Raw genomic sequence first — 15023 nt, forward strand, 5'->3', positions numbered from 1 at the left:
CCTAGGTACTGACCTTATCTCCTGAATTTCGTATCGCACTCGGAGCCGGGTGGTCAACTAGTCTAAAGGGTTGTGTTGATATGCGGCACGCTGTGTATTAGACGTCAAGCGCACGGCACAACGGCTTTCTAATTCCTAGAATTAGGCAGCCATGGCGAACTGTGAGTTGCCATTTGAATTGGTTGATAACTATTTGTTAACGGAGATAAGTCATCATACTCCGGCATGCTTACTAAACCGTTCACTTTCCTGTCGATGCCATTACGTCCCCAGAAAAATGAAAATGGACACACTTTTGCATCCAACCACAAACATAACATTTTCTTTAAGGGTAAAGTTCCTTTTCTAGGTGTTTTCTTTTGGCAACTTTTTTTTGCGCTATATGGGGACATACAGAAGAAGGTTACGATCCAAGTAGTATTAGCGCGAAAGGCGAAGCCTGGNNTTCATCGGGAGAGCAGGACAAGGGGTGGTAGCGGTATGCAATGCGCAGCACTGCATGAGAGCGGACGACCCGGTGCCGTAGTGGCGTTTGCAGAGCAACGCTAATACCGGCATGGCCCCTAATAAACAAGAAGGCGGATATATAAATAGGGCAAACTTGAGTGAGGTTCTAGTTCCCGTTTTATTAACAGTGAACTAGAACCTCAGGGAAGGCATCAGTGCTGGAATTCTTTTACCAACCATCTAACCCTTTACGGTTTGTAAGAACCTTTCAAAGTCACGGTTTGGTTGAAAACAGGTTTTGCTTCCGTTGTGTCTTCGTCTGCAGCAAAGTATCCCAGGCGCATAAACTGTACGCCTTCTCCTGCTTTAGCTTTACTGAGGCTAGGTTCTACGTATGCAGTAATGGTTTTCAAGCTCTCCTTGTTGAAGAACTCCAAAAAGTCTTTGTCTTCGTGGCTGGTAGGTTCAGGGTCGGTAAACAATCGGTCGTACATCCGTACTTCGGCTTCAATTGCCTGACCTGCGCTCACGAAATGTAGGGTGCCTTTGGCTTTGACGCCAGAGGTGTCTTCCCCACTTTTGCTATCAGGGTAATAAGTGCAGTAGACGGTGGTAACCTCGCCTGTTTCGGGGTCGGTATCGTAACTTTCGCAATGCAGGATATAGGCACTCTTCAAGCGGACATTACGCCCTGGTGCCATCCGGAAATATTTGCGGTTGGGGGCTTCTGTTTTGAAGTCTCCACGCTCGATATAAATTTCGCGGCTGAAAGGAATTTCGCGGCTAGCGCTGTTCTCGTCTTCCGGATTATTAACCGTTTCCAGCATTTCCACTTGCCCTTCCGGGTAATTGGTGATCACCACTTTGAGGGGATCAAGCACAGCCATTACACGGTCTGCGGATTTATTGAGCTCCTGGCGAACATGGTATTCCAGGCGTTCAATTTCAATGACATTGTCCCGTTTGGTAAGACCAATGCCACGGCAAAAATCAACGATTGCCTGAGCGGGGTAGCCCCGGCGGCGCATTCCGGCAATTGTAGGCATGCGGGGATCATCCCAATCGGTAACAAGCCCTTCTTCAACGAGTTTCAGCAGCTTGCGCTTGCTGGTAATCATGTAACTGACATTCATACGAGCAAACTCAATCTGGCGGCTAGGGAAAATCTCCAGCTTTTCGATCAACCAGTTGTATACATCGCGGTGGTGGCGGAATTCCAGGGAGCAAAGCGAATGAGTAATCCCTTCGATACTATCACTTTGGCCATGCGCAAAATCATAGAGCGGGTAAATACACCATTCGTCACCAGTGCGGTGGTGGTGTTCATGCTTGATTCGGTAAAGAACAGGGTCGCGAAGCAGTAAATTTGGCGCAGCCATGTCAATTTTTGCACGTAAAACCCTTGTCCCGTCGGGAAATTCACCGGCTCTCATGCCTGCAAAAAGCGTAAGGTTTTCTTCGATGGTGCGATCACGATAGGGGCTATTGACACCAGGGGTAGTCGTATCTCCTTTCATGGCCGCCATTTCTTCAGCAGTAGAGTCATCTACATAGGCCAGCCCTTTTTTTATCAAAGTCACGGCATAGTCATAGAGCTGCTCAAAGTAATCGGAAGCATAAAGAACATCACCATTCCATTCGTAACCTAGCCACTTGATATCATTTTTGATATTATCAACGTAGTCGGTTTTTTCTGTGGTTGGATTGGTGTCATCCATCCGCAGGTTGGTTTTGCCGTTGTACTTAAGCCCTAAGTCAAAATTAAGGACGATCGCCCGGCAGTGTCCCACGTGTAAAAAACCGTTGGGCTCAGGTGGGAAACGGGTATAAACGCTGCCACTATGCTTGCCGTTCTGGATGTCTTCGACAATGATTTGTTCAATAAAATTCAAGCTTTCGCGAGCTTCCGTACTCATGCGCCGACTGTTTTTTAATCTCTGACAACAAAAATGTCAAAGAATCTTTTTAAAGAGCTGTAAATATACACAGAATGGGTTTGTCCTCGGAGGGAAAAGTAGAATCACTTATTACATCCGTATTGGCATCTCGATACCCAACAGCTTCATGCTAAATTCAAGACTATTGGCTACGGCTTCACTGAGCGCCAACCGGAAATCCCGAGCTTCATCGCTTTCCGCCTTTAGGATGCTATGATCATGGTAAAACTTGTGGTAAGATTTTGCCAGATTGTAAGCATACTGCGCAATAGTCGAAGGATCATATTCTTTCGCAGCTTGGAGAAGTACTTCCGGAAAGGTGAAGAGTTGTAGGATGAGGTTTTTCTCTTCGGCTTCTAGCTGCTGGTAGCTGTTGGCTTTACTCGCCGCTGCGCCTTCCCACTTCCGTAATACGGATTTGATCCGAACAAAAGCATTTTGGATGTAAGGGCCTGTTGTTCCCTGTAGGTCAACGGACTCTTTCGGGTCGAAAATCATCCGCTTTTTGGGATGCACTTTGGTAATAAAATACTTGAGTGCAGCCAAACCTACCTGGTGCATGACCAATTCTTGTTCTTCCGGCGTCAGGTCACTGAGGGTATCCCGTTCCTGGGAGTTTTGCCGAACTTCATCCACCACTTCGGCGATGAGGTCATCAGCATCAACAACGGTTCCTTCCCGTGACTTCATCTTGCCACTAGGCAAATCTACCATACCGTAAGAAAGGTGATAAAGCCCATCAGCATAAGGTTCCTCTAGCCGCTTTAGTAGCTCAAACAGTACCTGGAAGTGGTAATTTTGTTCATCCGCAACAACATACACCATTTTGTCGGCTTCAAAATCTACATACCGCTGGTGGGCAGTACCCAAATCTTGTGTGACATAAAGAGAAGTGCCGTCACTCCGTAAGATTTTCTTTTTATCAAGCTTTGCATCGCTTAGGTCGGCTTCTACAGAACCATCCTCGCAGGTATAGAAGACCTTGTTCTCTAGGCCTTTTTCCACCATGTCTTTACCCAATAGGTAGGTGTTGGATTCGTAGTAGAGCTTATCAAAAGTGACGCCCAGTTTTTCGTAGGTGATATCAAAACCAGCATACACCCAGCTGTTCATCTTCTTCCACAGGGATACAGCAAATTCATCACCAGCCTCCCAAGCCAGTAGTAACTCCCGCGCCTCTTTACCTAGCTGGCTGTATTCATTGAAGTAGGTATTCTTGTACCGCTTATAAAAAGCAGTAGTTTCTTCTTCTGGCTTAGCCTTGTCGGCAAAAACCTGCTCACCTTCCTGCGTAGCTTGCCAGTCTTTGTATTCTTCCTTGAAGTGTTGTTCGAACAATACATAAAACTTGCCTACAAAATGGTCAGGCTTGGTAGTTGTAGAAATAGGTGTGGTCTCTTTGCCGTACTTCTGCCATGCTAGCATACTTTTGCAAATGGCGATGCCCCGATCATTGATGATCTGGATTTTCTTTACATCATAACCTACTGCTTCCAGAATTTGTGCAGTAGACCATCCGAGCAGGATGTTCCGAATATGCCCCAAGTGCAGCGGCTTATTGGTATTAGGAGAAGAAAATTCTACCAACACTTTTTGGCCATTAGGAGCTTGCTTGCCATAGTCGGCTTGTTCTGCAATGTCCAGTAGGAAGCCTTTCCAGTAGTCGTCTTTAACGACCAAGTTTAGGAAACCTTTTACAACATTAAACTCAGCTACTTCGGCTACTTCTTCACTCAGATATTCACCCAACTCTTGCGCAATGGCTTCCGGACCTTTGCGTGCTGCTTTGGTGAAAGGAAAGACAACAACAGTATAGTCACCTGCAAACTCCTTGCGAGTGGTACTGATGGGAACTTGAGCAGCGGGGAAATCGGTTTGGTAAAGCGTCTGCACTGCTTCACTTACCTTGTCCTGGATTATCTGAATAATGTTAGCCATAATACTTGGTTTGAGGGCGCAAAGATAAAAAACTGTGCCGCTTTTCGGTTGCGCTTAGCAAGGTATAACTGTGCCAACGTACAATTAGTTCCTATGCAGGTGATTCAAAGCTACTTATCCAACGATTTAGTGCTTTGGGAGAACGGAAAACCATTAGCGTTTGATGCGACTGTAAGCTTTCTAATTGTCGTAAATGCTCGTGACTGCGATGGAAATGACAAACAAGAATGAAGTGAAAAAAGCTAAGACTAAACCGTTCGGGGCATCCTTGTGCCATGTCTTCGCGAACTTTGCCGTAATTAGTGACGATGCGTTTCATTGCTCTGTAAAGCACTAACAATAATGGATAGCGCAAATAAATAACGAGTTCTGCGCGTGGCAACCTCAAATCCCAGGTGCCACTATAGTTTCCATCCATGATCCATTTGTCTTGTTGTGCAAGGGCGGTTACTTTCAATCGCCAGTCTTCCGTACTCGGTTCTACCCACCCAGCCTGCCAGTATTCCTGGTCGAGATGGATAAGGGGCGAATCGGAATATTGGCCTATCCGCCTGGCTAAGGTCGATTTACCCGATCCGCAGCAACCTGCAATCATTATTCTGGAGAAGGTCTTGATGTTGAATGCAGTAGGCATAGTCGGGAAATAATAAGGTGGAGTAAGAAAAATCGTAAGAGGAGCACTTATGTAATGGGCCTGTCTTCTAGCTTTTAGAATAGGAAGGAATTGTAGAACGTTTGCGGCGGCGGCATAGTTCCCGCAAAAAGGGAGGGACCCACCCAGCTGCCGGACCGCCGAAACCACCCCCGGCCTTACGACCATTAGGGGCGTGCGTCTATATCTGCTCTGAACATCAGAGCAGCCAAGCAATACGCAAAAAAAACGCTGATTTCACCTATCGACTAAATAGGGGTAGTTCCTTCGATTGTACAGGGGCTAAAGTCACTTAACCCTGTGGAGAATCCAAAGTTAGATAATTTTTTTGTTTAAAAAAAATAATTAAAACAAAAAAAATTAAAAGTCTCGATTAGACTATTATTATAGGTATGCGGCATAGCGATTTCTACAGTGCTGGCAAAGATCGGTAGAGAGATACGGCCTGCGATGATCGTCCTTTCAGTCCTCAGAGTTCGGCCTGCTTCGCGCCTCTAAGGTAAAGGGACGGCAAACGATCAAGCATTAATTCCCAACTTCGATTATAAAAACTGATGTTGTGAAATTTACAAACCGTTTCTACTAGCGTTATTAACTCCGAGGAACGCAGTGACGATCACCGTAGGTAATCACCGAAGGTAAAGTCCCTATACGCTCGACTCAAAGTGGTGATGCCATCGTCCACGCATCCCTATACGACAATAGACAATAGACAAAGTCCAGCTTACTCTTTCTCCGCCCACAGCGCAGCCAGTTGTATCAGCACTTCCGTCGCCTTTTCCATATCTTGGACCGTCACCCATTCTTGTTTGGAGTGGAAAGCGTGTTCGCCGGCAAAGATATTAGGACAAGGGAGTCCCATAAAACTCAACCGTGACCCATCGGTACCTCCGCGGATCGAGCGCTTCAATACCGGCAACCCGGCGCGGCGGATGGCTTCTTCTGCTTTGGCCACTACATCAGGGTGCTGATCCAGCACTTCTTTCATGTTTCGGTATTGTTCTTGCACAATGATCTCACCCGTTGCTCCAGGGAATAGGGCGAGGGTCTCGTCAAGAATCGTCTGCATCTCTGCTTCGTGTTCGGCTAGTTTGGCGGTTGCAAAATCACGCACGATAAAGCGAATGGTCGTTTCTTCTACGCCACCACTCATCTGTACAGGATGAATAAAGCCCTCTTTATCACTCGTCGATTCTGGCGTTAGCCGGTCCTTGGGAAGTGCGTCTACAAATGCAGCGGCTACCTTTAGAGCACTCACCATTTTTCCTTTGGCAAAGCCCGGGTGAGCACTGACACCTTTAATGATCACCGCCGCGCTGTCCGCCGAGAAGGTTTCGTCTTCCATCGAGCCGCGTTTTTCACCATCAACAGTATACCCAAATTGAGCTCCCAATTTTTCAATATCTACTTTGTCTACACCCCGTCCGATTTCCTCATCAGGGGTAAAAAGAATTCTAATCGTACCATGAGCAATTTCAGGGTGGCTGATCAAATGGGCCACCGCTGACATAATTTCTGCTACCCCGGCTTTGTTGTCTGCACCTAGCAGCGTTGTTCCGCTTGCAGTCACAATATCATTGCCTATTTGCTCTGCCAAATCAGGGTGTTCTGCCATACGAATCACAACTTGAGGGTCGTCGGGCAACACTATGTCACTGCCGTCATAGTTGCGGTGTACGAGTGGCTTTACATCTTTACCACTACTATCGGGCGAAGTATCCATGTGGCTGCAAAAACAAATTACCGGTACCTCATAATCCACATTGCCAGGCAGGGTGGCATACACATAGCCGTGTTCATCCAGGTGAGCATCACCCAAGCCCAGCTGAATAAGCTCCTGAACCAGCACCCGCGCCAAATCCAGTTGCTTCATGGTGCTAGGCTGAGTAGGAGAATCAGGGTCAGATTGGGTGTCAATTTTTACATAATCTAGAAAACGGTCGAGTACGGTACGCATCAGTAAAATGTTTTATTTGGTTCAAGTGGCGCTAATTTAAGGAATCTCTTCACTATTTCAACTAGTGCCTTCATTCTTCTTGACGGCGTGGGGCCATGCCATCTCCCGTCCCGACTTTTCTAGCCGGGACGGGATCGGCACCAGGCTGTCTGGTCGCTGTCGCTTCCGACCATCCCTTGTCCTTGGTCCCTCCGGGCCCCGCGCTCCGGCCTATTGGCCTGCGCACTTTTATAGACGCAGACTTACTTTATACAAGGATCAAAAGTGGCTCCAGTACCATTATTATTAGGGGGGCTATTAACTCAAAGTAAATAAAAGATGAAAAAAAATGTTCCCTAACGTAGGGGTTGGGCAAATCTTTGGTGTCTACTATTATAGAAAGCGCAATAAAGGATGCTTTCCTGTGAATATCACAGAAGCCCGTTTGGAGGATTAAAAAACACTTTTACGATGAATCTTGAAGCAAAACTTACCTTTTTACAGCAGTTTCCTCTCTTTGAAAGTCTTAGCGCCGCGGAACGTGAGCAGCTGAGCGATATGATGGAATATAAAGTAAAACCTCGTTTCAGTTTTATCTACCAACCAGAGGAAGCTTCTGATCAGATTTTCTTTCTGGCTCGGGGTACCGTAAAAATCGGTACGCATTCCGTAGATGGCAAGGAAGTCATCAAGCACCTTATTCACCCAATGGCTATGTTTGGCGAGCTAGGCTTGATCGGCGAGCAACACCGTACCGAATTTGCCCAAGCACTCAAGGAAGATGTACATCTCTATGTACTCAAAGTAAGTGACTTGCAGCGCCTGATGCGCACCAATTTTCAGCTGACCACCAAGATCATGAACTCTTTTGGTTCGCGCTTGGTTTCTGCCGAAAATCGTTTAGAGTCGCTGATCTTCAAAGATGCTCGTACCCGCATCATCGACTTTATTAAGGATGCTGTCAACAAACGTGGCCACCGTATTGGTTACGAGATGTTACTGCGCCACAGCCTTACTCACCAAGACATTGCAAATATTACCTGCACCAGCCGCCAGACGGTTACCTTGGTACTAAATGAACTTAAGAAATCTGATTTAATCTACTTTAACCGGGGCAAAATCCTGGTAAGAGATATGGCTAAGTTGTCGTAAATTATTGAACGCTTTCTCGATGCTTGTAAAAGCATATTTTAACCCCAAATTACAATTTGTAAATCCCGAGTCATGGCCTTGCTGTGGATCGGGATTTTTTTTGATAATGAGCAATATCCAGGCTTTGAATCACTCAGGTACCTAAGGATTTTTGAACCATTTAAGGAACTATAAGAAATTATAGGCTAGGATTGGGTAGGGGGAATTCACGGATTTAACTTTTTCCCATCCTGATACGCCACTGCTTGGGGTAGTAGTTGTTGTATCTGTTTCCCAAGCCTTTTACCCAGCCCAGATTGAGGCCTTGGTGGCGAATGAGCACCCAACCCTTCGGTAGGCCAGAAAGTGGGGGAGTAGCTTTGCGTAAAAACTCGAGAGCCGTGTCGTGATCAACTTCTAGGTGAGGGAGGTCGGCACGGCAGTCGAGCTGTAGCGCCCACTCTGGACTGGGGACGAGTTGTTTGCCTTTGGGGTCGCCGAGAATAGTACCTACTTCTAGGCGATTTAGGTGTTGGGAAAGGATTTGTGCATCCTGCAGCAAATGATCTGCTAGTATTCGCCAGCTTCCTTTGCCAGAGGTGAAATAGCGATAGTTGGCATCAGGCGCTATCCACGGCTTTGCAAGCTCCTCCAGCTTGCGGTCAACGGTTTGTAATTTGCGGAAGGGAGTGGCTTTAAACTTTGGTTGTGCTTCGATTTCAGGCTTTTGCAAAGCAGCCAAAAAGAACCCTTCTCCTCTAATGCGGTGAGGGTAGGCTTGGTAGCCGTGAGTACGTTTCTCCAAGCCCCACTGAGCAGGGAAGTCCAGGTCTTTATACGTTAAACCACTTTCGTTGGCTAGCCAGGCGGCGTTTTCGTCGTTTTCTTGTTGGTTATAAGTGCAGGTGCTGTAGAGTAAAACGCCTCCAGGGGCCACTAATTCCGCCGCCGTTTTAAGGATACGCCCCTGCCGTGCGGCGCAGAGGTTTACACTTTCTGGCGACCACTCCTGCCGCGCGGCTTGGTCTTTTCGAAACAATCCTTCTCCAGAGCAAGGGGCATCTACAAGAACGAGATCAAAGAAACCAGCCAGCTTCTTAAAATCTTCTACATCATGATTGGAGGTGAAGGTGTTGGCATACCCCCACTTGCTGAGATTGTAGCGCAGAATCTGGTACCTACTCCGAATCACTTCATTGGCCAGCAACCAACTGCCCTCTGGCAAAAGCGATGTCAGTAGTGTGCTCTTGCCGCCAGGGGCCGCACATAAATCCAAAACTCGTAAAGGTCGGTCACCAGGAAAGCATTGCCGAAATGCAGCAGCGACCAACATGCTACTGGCCTCCTGAACGTAGTAGGCGCCAGCGTGAAATAAAGGATCAAGCGTAAAAGAAGGACGCTCGGCAAGGTAGCGCCCCTTTATGTGCCAAGGGACAACCGTTTCTGTTGGAAATTGTGCGCCCTTTTTCAAAGGATGAAGGTGCAAACTCACCGGAGGGTCTGTCTCCAGGCTGGCCGCAAAGACGGGATAGTCCTCCTTGAGGATATTTTTCATTTGAGCCTGGAAAGCAACTGGAAGTTGCGCCATAAGTTAAGATGCTGGATAAGTGAGCCCAAATTTAGAGCTTGTTTGGAAATTTTGCGAACTTATTTCCAACGAGTTACGGTTCTGGCTAGGAAATTAAAGCCAACTTTTAGCGTTTTTTCCTGTTTTCAAGTTTCATCGTCGAGCTGATTACTGTCGCAGAGGCAAACATCTGGACTTTGCCGTTAATTAAAATTCCTATTCTAATTCTCAAGACTTAACTTTGCAGCATGAATATTGACAAGAGTACTATCGTAGCCGCCCTCGCAAAAGTGAAGGACCCTCATACAGGGCAGGATTTAATCACTGCTAACAGGGTTCGCGATCTTGAGGTAGAGGGTAATGCTGTTCGTTTTACCTTGGAACTGCCGAGTTTGAATAACGAATACAAGTCGCAACTGAATTTTGCTTGCCAGGAGGCTGTCCTACAGCATTATCCAGAGGCCAATGTACACGTACACATGATGGCGCGTACGGACGAAGCTCAAGAAAGCACCAGCCCGCTGCCACATGTGAAGAACATTATTGCAGTCGCCAGTGGTAAAGGAGGTGTGGGCAAGTCTACAGTTGCCACCAACTTGGCACTCGGACTGAAAGCACTGGGAGCGAGAGTAGGGCTTCTTGATGCCGACCTTTATGGTCCTTCTATCCCTACGATGATGGGGCTGCAAGGGCAACGACCCAAAATTCAAGATATTCATGGGCAGCCCAAGATTACACCACTCGAAGCGCATGGCATCTTTACCATGTCAATTGGGTTTATTATCGAGCCAGAGCAAGCGGTGGTTTTACGAGGGCCTCGCCTGAGCGGTGTCATTAAGCAATTTATCAATGATACGGTATGGCCGCCGCTGGATTACCTTATCGTAGATCTGCCTCCGGGAACTGGTGATATTCAGCTGACCTTGGTACAAACGGTTCCTGTTACGGGTGCTGTATTGGTCACAACGCCACAAGAAGTCGCACTTGCTGATGCCGTAAAGGCCATGAATATGTTCTTCTTGCCAAACATTAATATTCCCGTTCTTGGTGTTGTGGAAAATATGTCGTGGTTTACGCCAGCAGAATTGCCGGACAATAAATACTACATTTTTGGAAAAGGAGGAGGTGCTTCTTTAGCCAAAGCGAGTAACTCGATGGTTTTGGGCCAAGTACCCCTGGTTCAGGGAATACGTGAAGCTGGAGATGGAGGGCGGCCTGCTGTTTTAGACGAATCTTCGTCGGCCACCAGGGAGGCTTTTCTTAAGGTGGCGCAGAATGTAGTTCGCCAAGTAGCTTTACGTAATGAAATGGCAGATCCCACACAAGTGGTAAAGATGCAGCAATAGAAAGTGCTTAGCAACGCTTATCAACTTTAAATGCTTAACTTTGTTTTCCTCGATAAGTAACGGTCGAATAATTAATTCCCGACTTTCGGTTTTTAGTGAAGATATAAACGATCCCGTACTAAAAGTCGGGATGAGCTTATTCAAGCTAAAAACCGAAATTGAAAGAGGGAACTTAATTTTTGACCAATACTAAGAGGAACAGCACGAAACAAAATCACCATTTGTTTTTTGCGCAATACTCAAGGTCTTAAACAAAAGCTATGTCGGTTACCGAAAAAGAAGCGATGATTGCGCAAGTAGATGCTGCCCTGGAAAGCGTCCGTCCTCACCTCGCTGCGGATGGTGGTAACGTGGAAGTTGTAGACATCACAGACGATAATATCGTAAAGGTGAAATGGCTGGGCAACTGCCAAAATTGTTCCATGTCATACATGACCATGAAGGCCGGTCTTGAGCAAACGATCAAAGGCCGGATGCCTCACATCTCCGGTGTCGAAGCTATCAATGGTATGTGATTTATTTAACAATGTGCTAACTTTACTGTTACAGTTGAATATATAGTACATTATGAATGATCAATCAGATTCAATTTTTAGTAAAACGATAAGCCCTATCTACCAAGCAGCCTTTGCGTTGGGAGGTGTTGTCGTTATTTCTTTGCTGGCAAAGCTTATCGGTGCAATTGGAATCACCGAGGTTCCGCAGCGGTTTCCGTGGATGGCTGCCGCCTCGTTTATGTTACTTTTTGCAGTGTTTAATAGTGTTATCAGTGTTACCGCCAAAGACCTGATGAAATACTGGGGGACTTCTATTTATTGTTTCCTGGGCTTAGCTGCCGTCGCTGGCGGGGTCGCTTATTTGTTATCATCTCTTACCATGAGTGAGGCCGGCTCCTATCGTTGGATTTATATTGTGGTAGCGATAGGGTATTTGGTATTCCTTAGCCTAATGGCCATGCTTCGTAAAATTGTAGAATTCGCACAGCGCGAAGAATGGAACCAGCCGAGAATTCGTCGCAAATAGGACGTTATCTCAGCATTCATTTGCTTCCAAGCAACATTGGTAGATGGAAAGTGTTCAGGAAATAAAAATCATTATGATCAATCAATATCAGCTCCTACTCACATTGGTAATGTTTTTCTCGTTGACCTCGTGCAACCAGGCCCAACAATTGCAACAGCAGCCTTCGAGTGATAAAGAAACGACAACCACTACGGCCGCAGACTTGGAGTTTCCTTCATCTGTTGAAAAAATAGAAAAAAGCGCATCAGCCTGGCAGGAAGAGTTGAGCCCACAGGCCTATCATGTGCTTCGGGAAGCAGGTACAGAGCGTGCTTTTACAGGCGAGTATTGGGACAATAAAGTTACAGGCGTTTATACTTGTGGCGCTTGTAGTTTACCGCTGTTCTCTTCGGCAACAAAATTTAAGTCAGGAACAGGTTGGCCTAGCTTTTATGAGCCAATTGAGGCGAATTACATTATAGAACACGTAGATCGCGCCTACGGCATGGTTCGTACGGAAGTTGTATGTGCTCGTTGTGATGGCCACCTCGGCCATGTTTTTGATGACGGCCCTGCACCTACCGGGTTGCGGTATTGTATCAATAGCGTTTCATTAGGCTTTGTGCCAGAAGAGAAGTAAAACTTGTTGGTGTAAAACAAAAAGAATCATCCCGAATTTTGATTGTCATCAAAATCCGTGTTGACGAACTGCACAACTTATAGCCAAAAGCGAAACCCCATGATTTCACTAATAGAAATCATGGGGTTTCGTACAAATAGTCAGATAAATCACTTTTTTAGCTGCTTAGAGCATGTAATATCCGGATATGCGACCTCATCCGAGGTCGAAGAGGAGTAAAGGACGGGCTGGAACTACCAATATTGCACCTCTCCGAGGTACTTGAGCTGACCTCCGATGAGGTTGCACTTTAGTAGACTAACTCCTCTGTACTTTCTGAATATGAAGTACTTTTTACCTAGTACCGGTGAGACTTGGTGTCCAAATTGCTAAAACACTCTAACATTCAAGCCTCGCATTTCATTAATCAAGCCCTATAGCCTGCTGCAATTCCTTGCTGATGTTTTGACGAATAGACAAACCGTTCAGCGGATCTTCCGGAAGGAGGAGCCAATTGTTTTTATGCTGGTCTGCTGATGCCAAGACAGACAGGTAGGTATTGATGGTAAAAGCTGTATTTTCTTCGCTGTAGCTTACCGCATCAGGGTACATCTTCTCTAACTGAGCTTTCATTAATAGCACTTTTTCCTCCGCAGGTTCTTCTGCCTTCATTTTTACATCCATGGTGATTTGTAGACTGAAAGCAGTGTGTTGCTTGCCATCAGAGATAGCTTGCTGCTGGATATTACCCACTTTGTAACCTTGGAAAACAAGCATGGTCTCTTCGGTGTCAAACGACTTGTAGGCTTGTAAAAATGGAGCAGTAGCTTTTTCTTGAGCGATAATTAAAGGAGCTACGAGATCGTAATTTTTTGCCTTGAGAAGTTGGAAATAGCGACCAGCTACTTGAGGTAAAGCCTGTTGGTAGGGAAGCTGGTCCGACAAGGTGCGGTCGCCAAAAAAGGCTTGCCATACTGCTGGGGGAACAATTCCGTAAGCCAGATCAAGATTCGCATCGGGGAAGTCGATCAACTGCCATTCAGAAGCTTCGGTAGCCTTTACGGCAATAAATTGATGATCACGCTGAAGGAAGATGGTCTTTTCATTGAGTAATTTGACGTTATCTGACCCATAGGTTTTCGCAAATCCGGCAATGATCTCTTTCATCACGACCTGGTCTTTGCTGATATTTTCCTGCTCTACACTGAGCTCCAGGTATTCGAGCGCGGTGAGGTGCAGGTAGTCTTGGCCGTTGTCTGTAATCATCTCAGAGCTTTGAGCAACCCGGAAACTGGTGGTCCTCATGGCCATGTCTTCATTGACTTTCGATTGCTGGGCATCTACCCACTGGGTAGTGGGGATTACCTGAAAAACGGTTGGATGTAGCTGATTTACTGCTGCATCGAAAGACCGTTCAATTAATTGCTGCTGGTAGGCCGTTAGTTGTTCTTTTAACTCGGCGTCCATCTGTGCCCAACTGGTACAGGCAAAGAATAGAAGGATTAGTAAAGAAGCGTAATTACGTGTAGTTTTCATATTGTTGTTGTGTTTGTTTTAAAAAGTTGTTTAGGGCAGATAGGTGGCCAATGCTGTTACCATTTGTTGCTGTAATTCCTGGGCTGATTTGCGAGCTGCTGCTGCAAAGTCTTCACCGTTTCCTGCGTAAATGATACCTCTCGAGGAATTGACCAACAAGCCACAATGGTCATTCATACCATGACGGGCAACAGCAGCCAAATCACCTCCTTGGGCACCAATGCCCGGTACCAGGAAGAAACTATCGGGGGCCAGCTGTCGGAGTTCGCGAAACTTTTCAGGATGCGTAGCACCACAAACGAACATCAGCTCGTCGGGGCTTGCCCATTCCTGCGCTTTGGTCATCAGTTTAGCGTAAAGCGGCTGTCCGTCTTCCTGTGGGGTGAACTGGAAGTCCTGGCTGCCCATATTGCTGGTCAGCGCAAGTAGGATGACCCATTTTTCAGGGAAGTCGAGAAAGGGCTTTACGGAGTCTTCTCCCATATAAGGAGCGACGGTCACCGCATCGGCATGAAGCGTTTCAAAGAAGGTTCGCGCATACATCTTGGAGGTGTTGCCAATATCGCCCCGTTTGGCATCGGCAATCTTGAGGTGATCGTCTCCAATGTATTCGAGAGTCGCATGGAGCACTTCCCAGCCTTGTGGCCCCATTGCTTCGTAAAAAGCAGTGTTTGGCTTGTAGGCTACGCACAAATCCCTGGTCGCATCGACAATCTGTTGGTTGAAACGATAGACGGCGGCAGGGCCTTCGCCCAAGTGTTTAGGCAGCCGAGCAGGGTCGGGGTCGAGGCCTACACAGAGGAAGGATTTACGTTCTTTGATAAGCTGAAACAAAGCTTTGCGATTCATGATGTCTAAATTTGCTGCAAAGATAGGAAGTTTGATAAAACAAAACAGGGCAAGTACCGAAGT

13 protein-coding genes are annotated in these 15023 nt (G+C 46.6%); 5 read left to right on the forward strand and 8 right to left on the reverse strand.

Annotated features, from left to right (window positions below):
- Positions 1 to 128 precede the first annotated feature (128 nt).
- From ACRBG0_RS17100 to pepT, 5 genes are all read right to left on the reverse strand, one after another.
- Positions 129 to 443 (reverse strand): hypothetical protein (locus ACRBG0_RS17100; protein WP_431488082.1); only part of this gene is annotated, 315 nt, incomplete at its 5' end.
- A gap of 252 nt (positions 444 to 695) precedes the next feature.
- Complete coding sequence (locus ACRBG0_RS17105) at positions 696 to 2363, reverse strand: glutamine--tRNA ligase/YqeY domain fusion protein (RefSeq protein ID WP_431488083.1); 1668 nt, start codon at positions 2361 to 2363, stop codon at positions 696 to 698.
- Positions 2364 to 2474: 111 nt separating this feature from the next.
- The gene (argS, locus tag ACRBG0_RS17110; protein WP_431488084.1) at positions 2475 to 4322 is read right to left on the reverse strand and encodes an arginine--tRNA ligase; all 1848 of its coding nucleotides are present in this window, start codon (positions 4320 to 4322) and stop codon (positions 2475 to 2477) included.
- Positions 4323 to 4413: 91 nt separating this feature from the next.
- Positions 4414 to 4956, reverse strand: coding sequence for a hypothetical protein (locus ACRBG0_RS17115; RefSeq protein ID WP_431488085.1), 543 nt, complete (start codon positions 4954 to 4956; stop codon positions 4414 to 4416).
- A gap of 742 nt (positions 4957 to 5698) precedes the next feature.
- Positions 5699 to 6931: a peptidase T gene (pepT, locus tag ACRBG0_RS17120; protein ID WP_431488086.1), complete on the reverse strand. Its 1233-nt coding sequence runs from the start codon at positions 6929 to 6931 to the stop codon at positions 5699 to 5701.
- 450 nt (positions 6932 to 7381) lie between these two features.
- Between pepT and ACRBG0_RS17125 the strand changes: the two genes are divergently transcribed.
- Positions 7382 to 8062: a Crp/Fnr family transcriptional regulator gene (locus ACRBG0_RS17125; RefSeq protein ID WP_431488087.1), complete on the forward strand. Its 681-nt coding sequence runs from the start codon at positions 7382 to 7384 to the stop codon at positions 8060 to 8062.
- A gap of 214 nt (positions 8063 to 8276) precedes the next feature.
- On the opposite strand, the gene ACRBG0_RS17130 is transcribed toward ACRBG0_RS17125, so the two are convergent.
- Positions 8277 to 9629 carry a methyltransferase RsmF C-terminal domain-like protein gene (locus ACRBG0_RS17130; protein ID WP_431488088.1) on the reverse strand — a complete coding sequence of 451 codons (1353 nt, stop codon included), beginning with the start codon at positions 9627 to 9629 and terminating at the stop codon, positions 8277 to 8279.
- A gap of 227 nt (positions 9630 to 9856) precedes the next feature.
- Between ACRBG0_RS17130 and ACRBG0_RS17135 the strand changes: the two genes are divergently transcribed.
- The 4 genes from ACRBG0_RS17135 (at position 9857) to msrB (ending at position 12596) form a co-directional block, all read left to right on the forward strand.
- On the forward strand, positions 9857 to 10954 hold the full coding sequence (locus ACRBG0_RS17135) for an Mrp/NBP35 family ATP-binding protein (RefSeq protein ID WP_431488089.1): 1098 nt from the start codon (positions 9857 to 9859) through the stop codon (positions 10952 to 10954).
- A gap of 260 nt (positions 10955 to 11214) precedes the next feature.
- Positions 11215 to 11469 carry a NifU family protein gene (locus tag ACRBG0_RS17140; RefSeq protein ID WP_431488090.1) on the forward strand — a complete coding sequence of 85 codons (255 nt, stop codon included), beginning with the start codon at positions 11215 to 11217 and terminating at the stop codon, positions 11467 to 11469.
- Between the two features lie 52 nt (positions 11470 to 11521).
- Positions 11522 to 11977, forward strand: coding sequence for a hypothetical protein (locus ACRBG0_RS17145; RefSeq protein WP_431488091.1), 456 nt, complete (start codon positions 11522 to 11524; stop codon positions 11975 to 11977).
- Between the two features lie 73 nt (positions 11978 to 12050).
- Complete coding sequence (gene msrB / locus ACRBG0_RS17150; RefSeq protein WP_431488092.1) at positions 12051 to 12596, forward strand: peptide-methionine (R)-S-oxide reductase MsrB; 546 nt, start codon at positions 12051 to 12053, stop codon at positions 12594 to 12596.
- Between the two features lie 402 nt (positions 12597 to 12998).
- Here the strand turns inward: msrB and ACRBG0_RS17155 are convergent, their stop codons facing one another.
- The gene (locus ACRBG0_RS17155) at positions 12999 to 14111 is read right to left on the reverse strand and encodes a hypothetical protein (protein ID WP_431488093.1); all 1113 of its coding nucleotides are present in this window, start codon (positions 14109 to 14111) and stop codon (positions 12999 to 13001) included.
- Between the two features lie 30 nt (positions 14112 to 14141).
- Complete coding sequence (gene pyrF, locus ACRBG0_RS17160) at positions 14142 to 14960, reverse strand: orotidine-5'-phosphate decarboxylase (protein ID WP_431488094.1); 819 nt, start codon at positions 14958 to 14960, stop codon at positions 14142 to 14144.
- Positions 14961 to 15023 lie beyond the last annotated feature (63 nt).

This window comes from Lewinella sp. (assembly GCF_050633125.1).
GTDB lineage: Bacteria > Bacteroidota > Bacteroidia > Chitinophagales > Saprospiraceae > Lewinella.

Excerpts from the sequence above, each read along its gene's own strand:
- pyrF (WP_431488094.1), bottom strand. The coding sequence starts at position 14,960 with ATGAATCGCAAAGCTTTGTTTCAGCTTATCAAAGAACGTAAATCCTTC.
- pepT (WP_431488086.1), bottom strand. The coding sequence starts at position 6,931 with ATGCGTACCGTACTCGACCGTTTTCTAGATTATGTAAAAATTGACACC.
- msrB (WP_431488092.1), top strand. The coding sequence starts at position 12,051 with ATGATCAATCAATATCAGCTCCTACTCACATTGGTAATGTTTTTCTCG.
- ACRBG0_RS17130 (WP_431488088.1), bottom strand. The coding sequence starts at position 9,629 with ATGGCGCAACTTCCAGTTGCTTTCCAGGCTCAAATGAAAAATATCCTC.
- argS (WP_431488084.1), bottom strand. The coding sequence starts at position 4,322 with ATGGCTAACATTATTCAGATAATCCAGGACAAGGTAAGTGAAGCAGTG.
- ACRBG0_RS17155 (WP_431488093.1), bottom strand. The coding sequence starts at position 14,111 with ATGAAAACTACACGTAATTACGCTTCTTTACTAATCCTTCTATTCTTT.
- ACRBG0_RS17135 (WP_431488089.1), top strand. The coding sequence starts at position 9,857 with ATGAATATTGACAAGAGTACTATCGTAGCCGCCCTCGCAAAAGTGAAG.
- ACRBG0_RS17145 (WP_431488091.1), top strand. The coding sequence starts at position 11,522 with ATGAATGATCAATCAGATTCAATTTTTAGTAAAACGATAAGCCCTATC.
- ACRBG0_RS17140 (WP_431488090.1), top strand. The coding sequence starts at position 11,215 with ATGTCGGTTACCGAAAAAGAAGCGATGATTGCGCAAGTAGATGCTGCC.
- ACRBG0_RS17125 (WP_431488087.1), top strand. The coding sequence starts at position 7,382 with ATGAATCTTGAAGCAAAACTTACCTTTTTACAGCAGTTTCCTCTCTTT.
- ACRBG0_RS17105 (WP_431488083.1), bottom strand. The coding sequence starts at position 2,363 with ATGAGTACGGAAGCTCGCGAAAGCTTGAATTTTATTGAACAAATCATT.
- ACRBG0_RS17115 (WP_431488085.1), bottom strand. The coding sequence starts at position 4,956 with ATGCCTACTGCATTCAACATCAAGACCTTCTCCAGAATAATGATTGCA.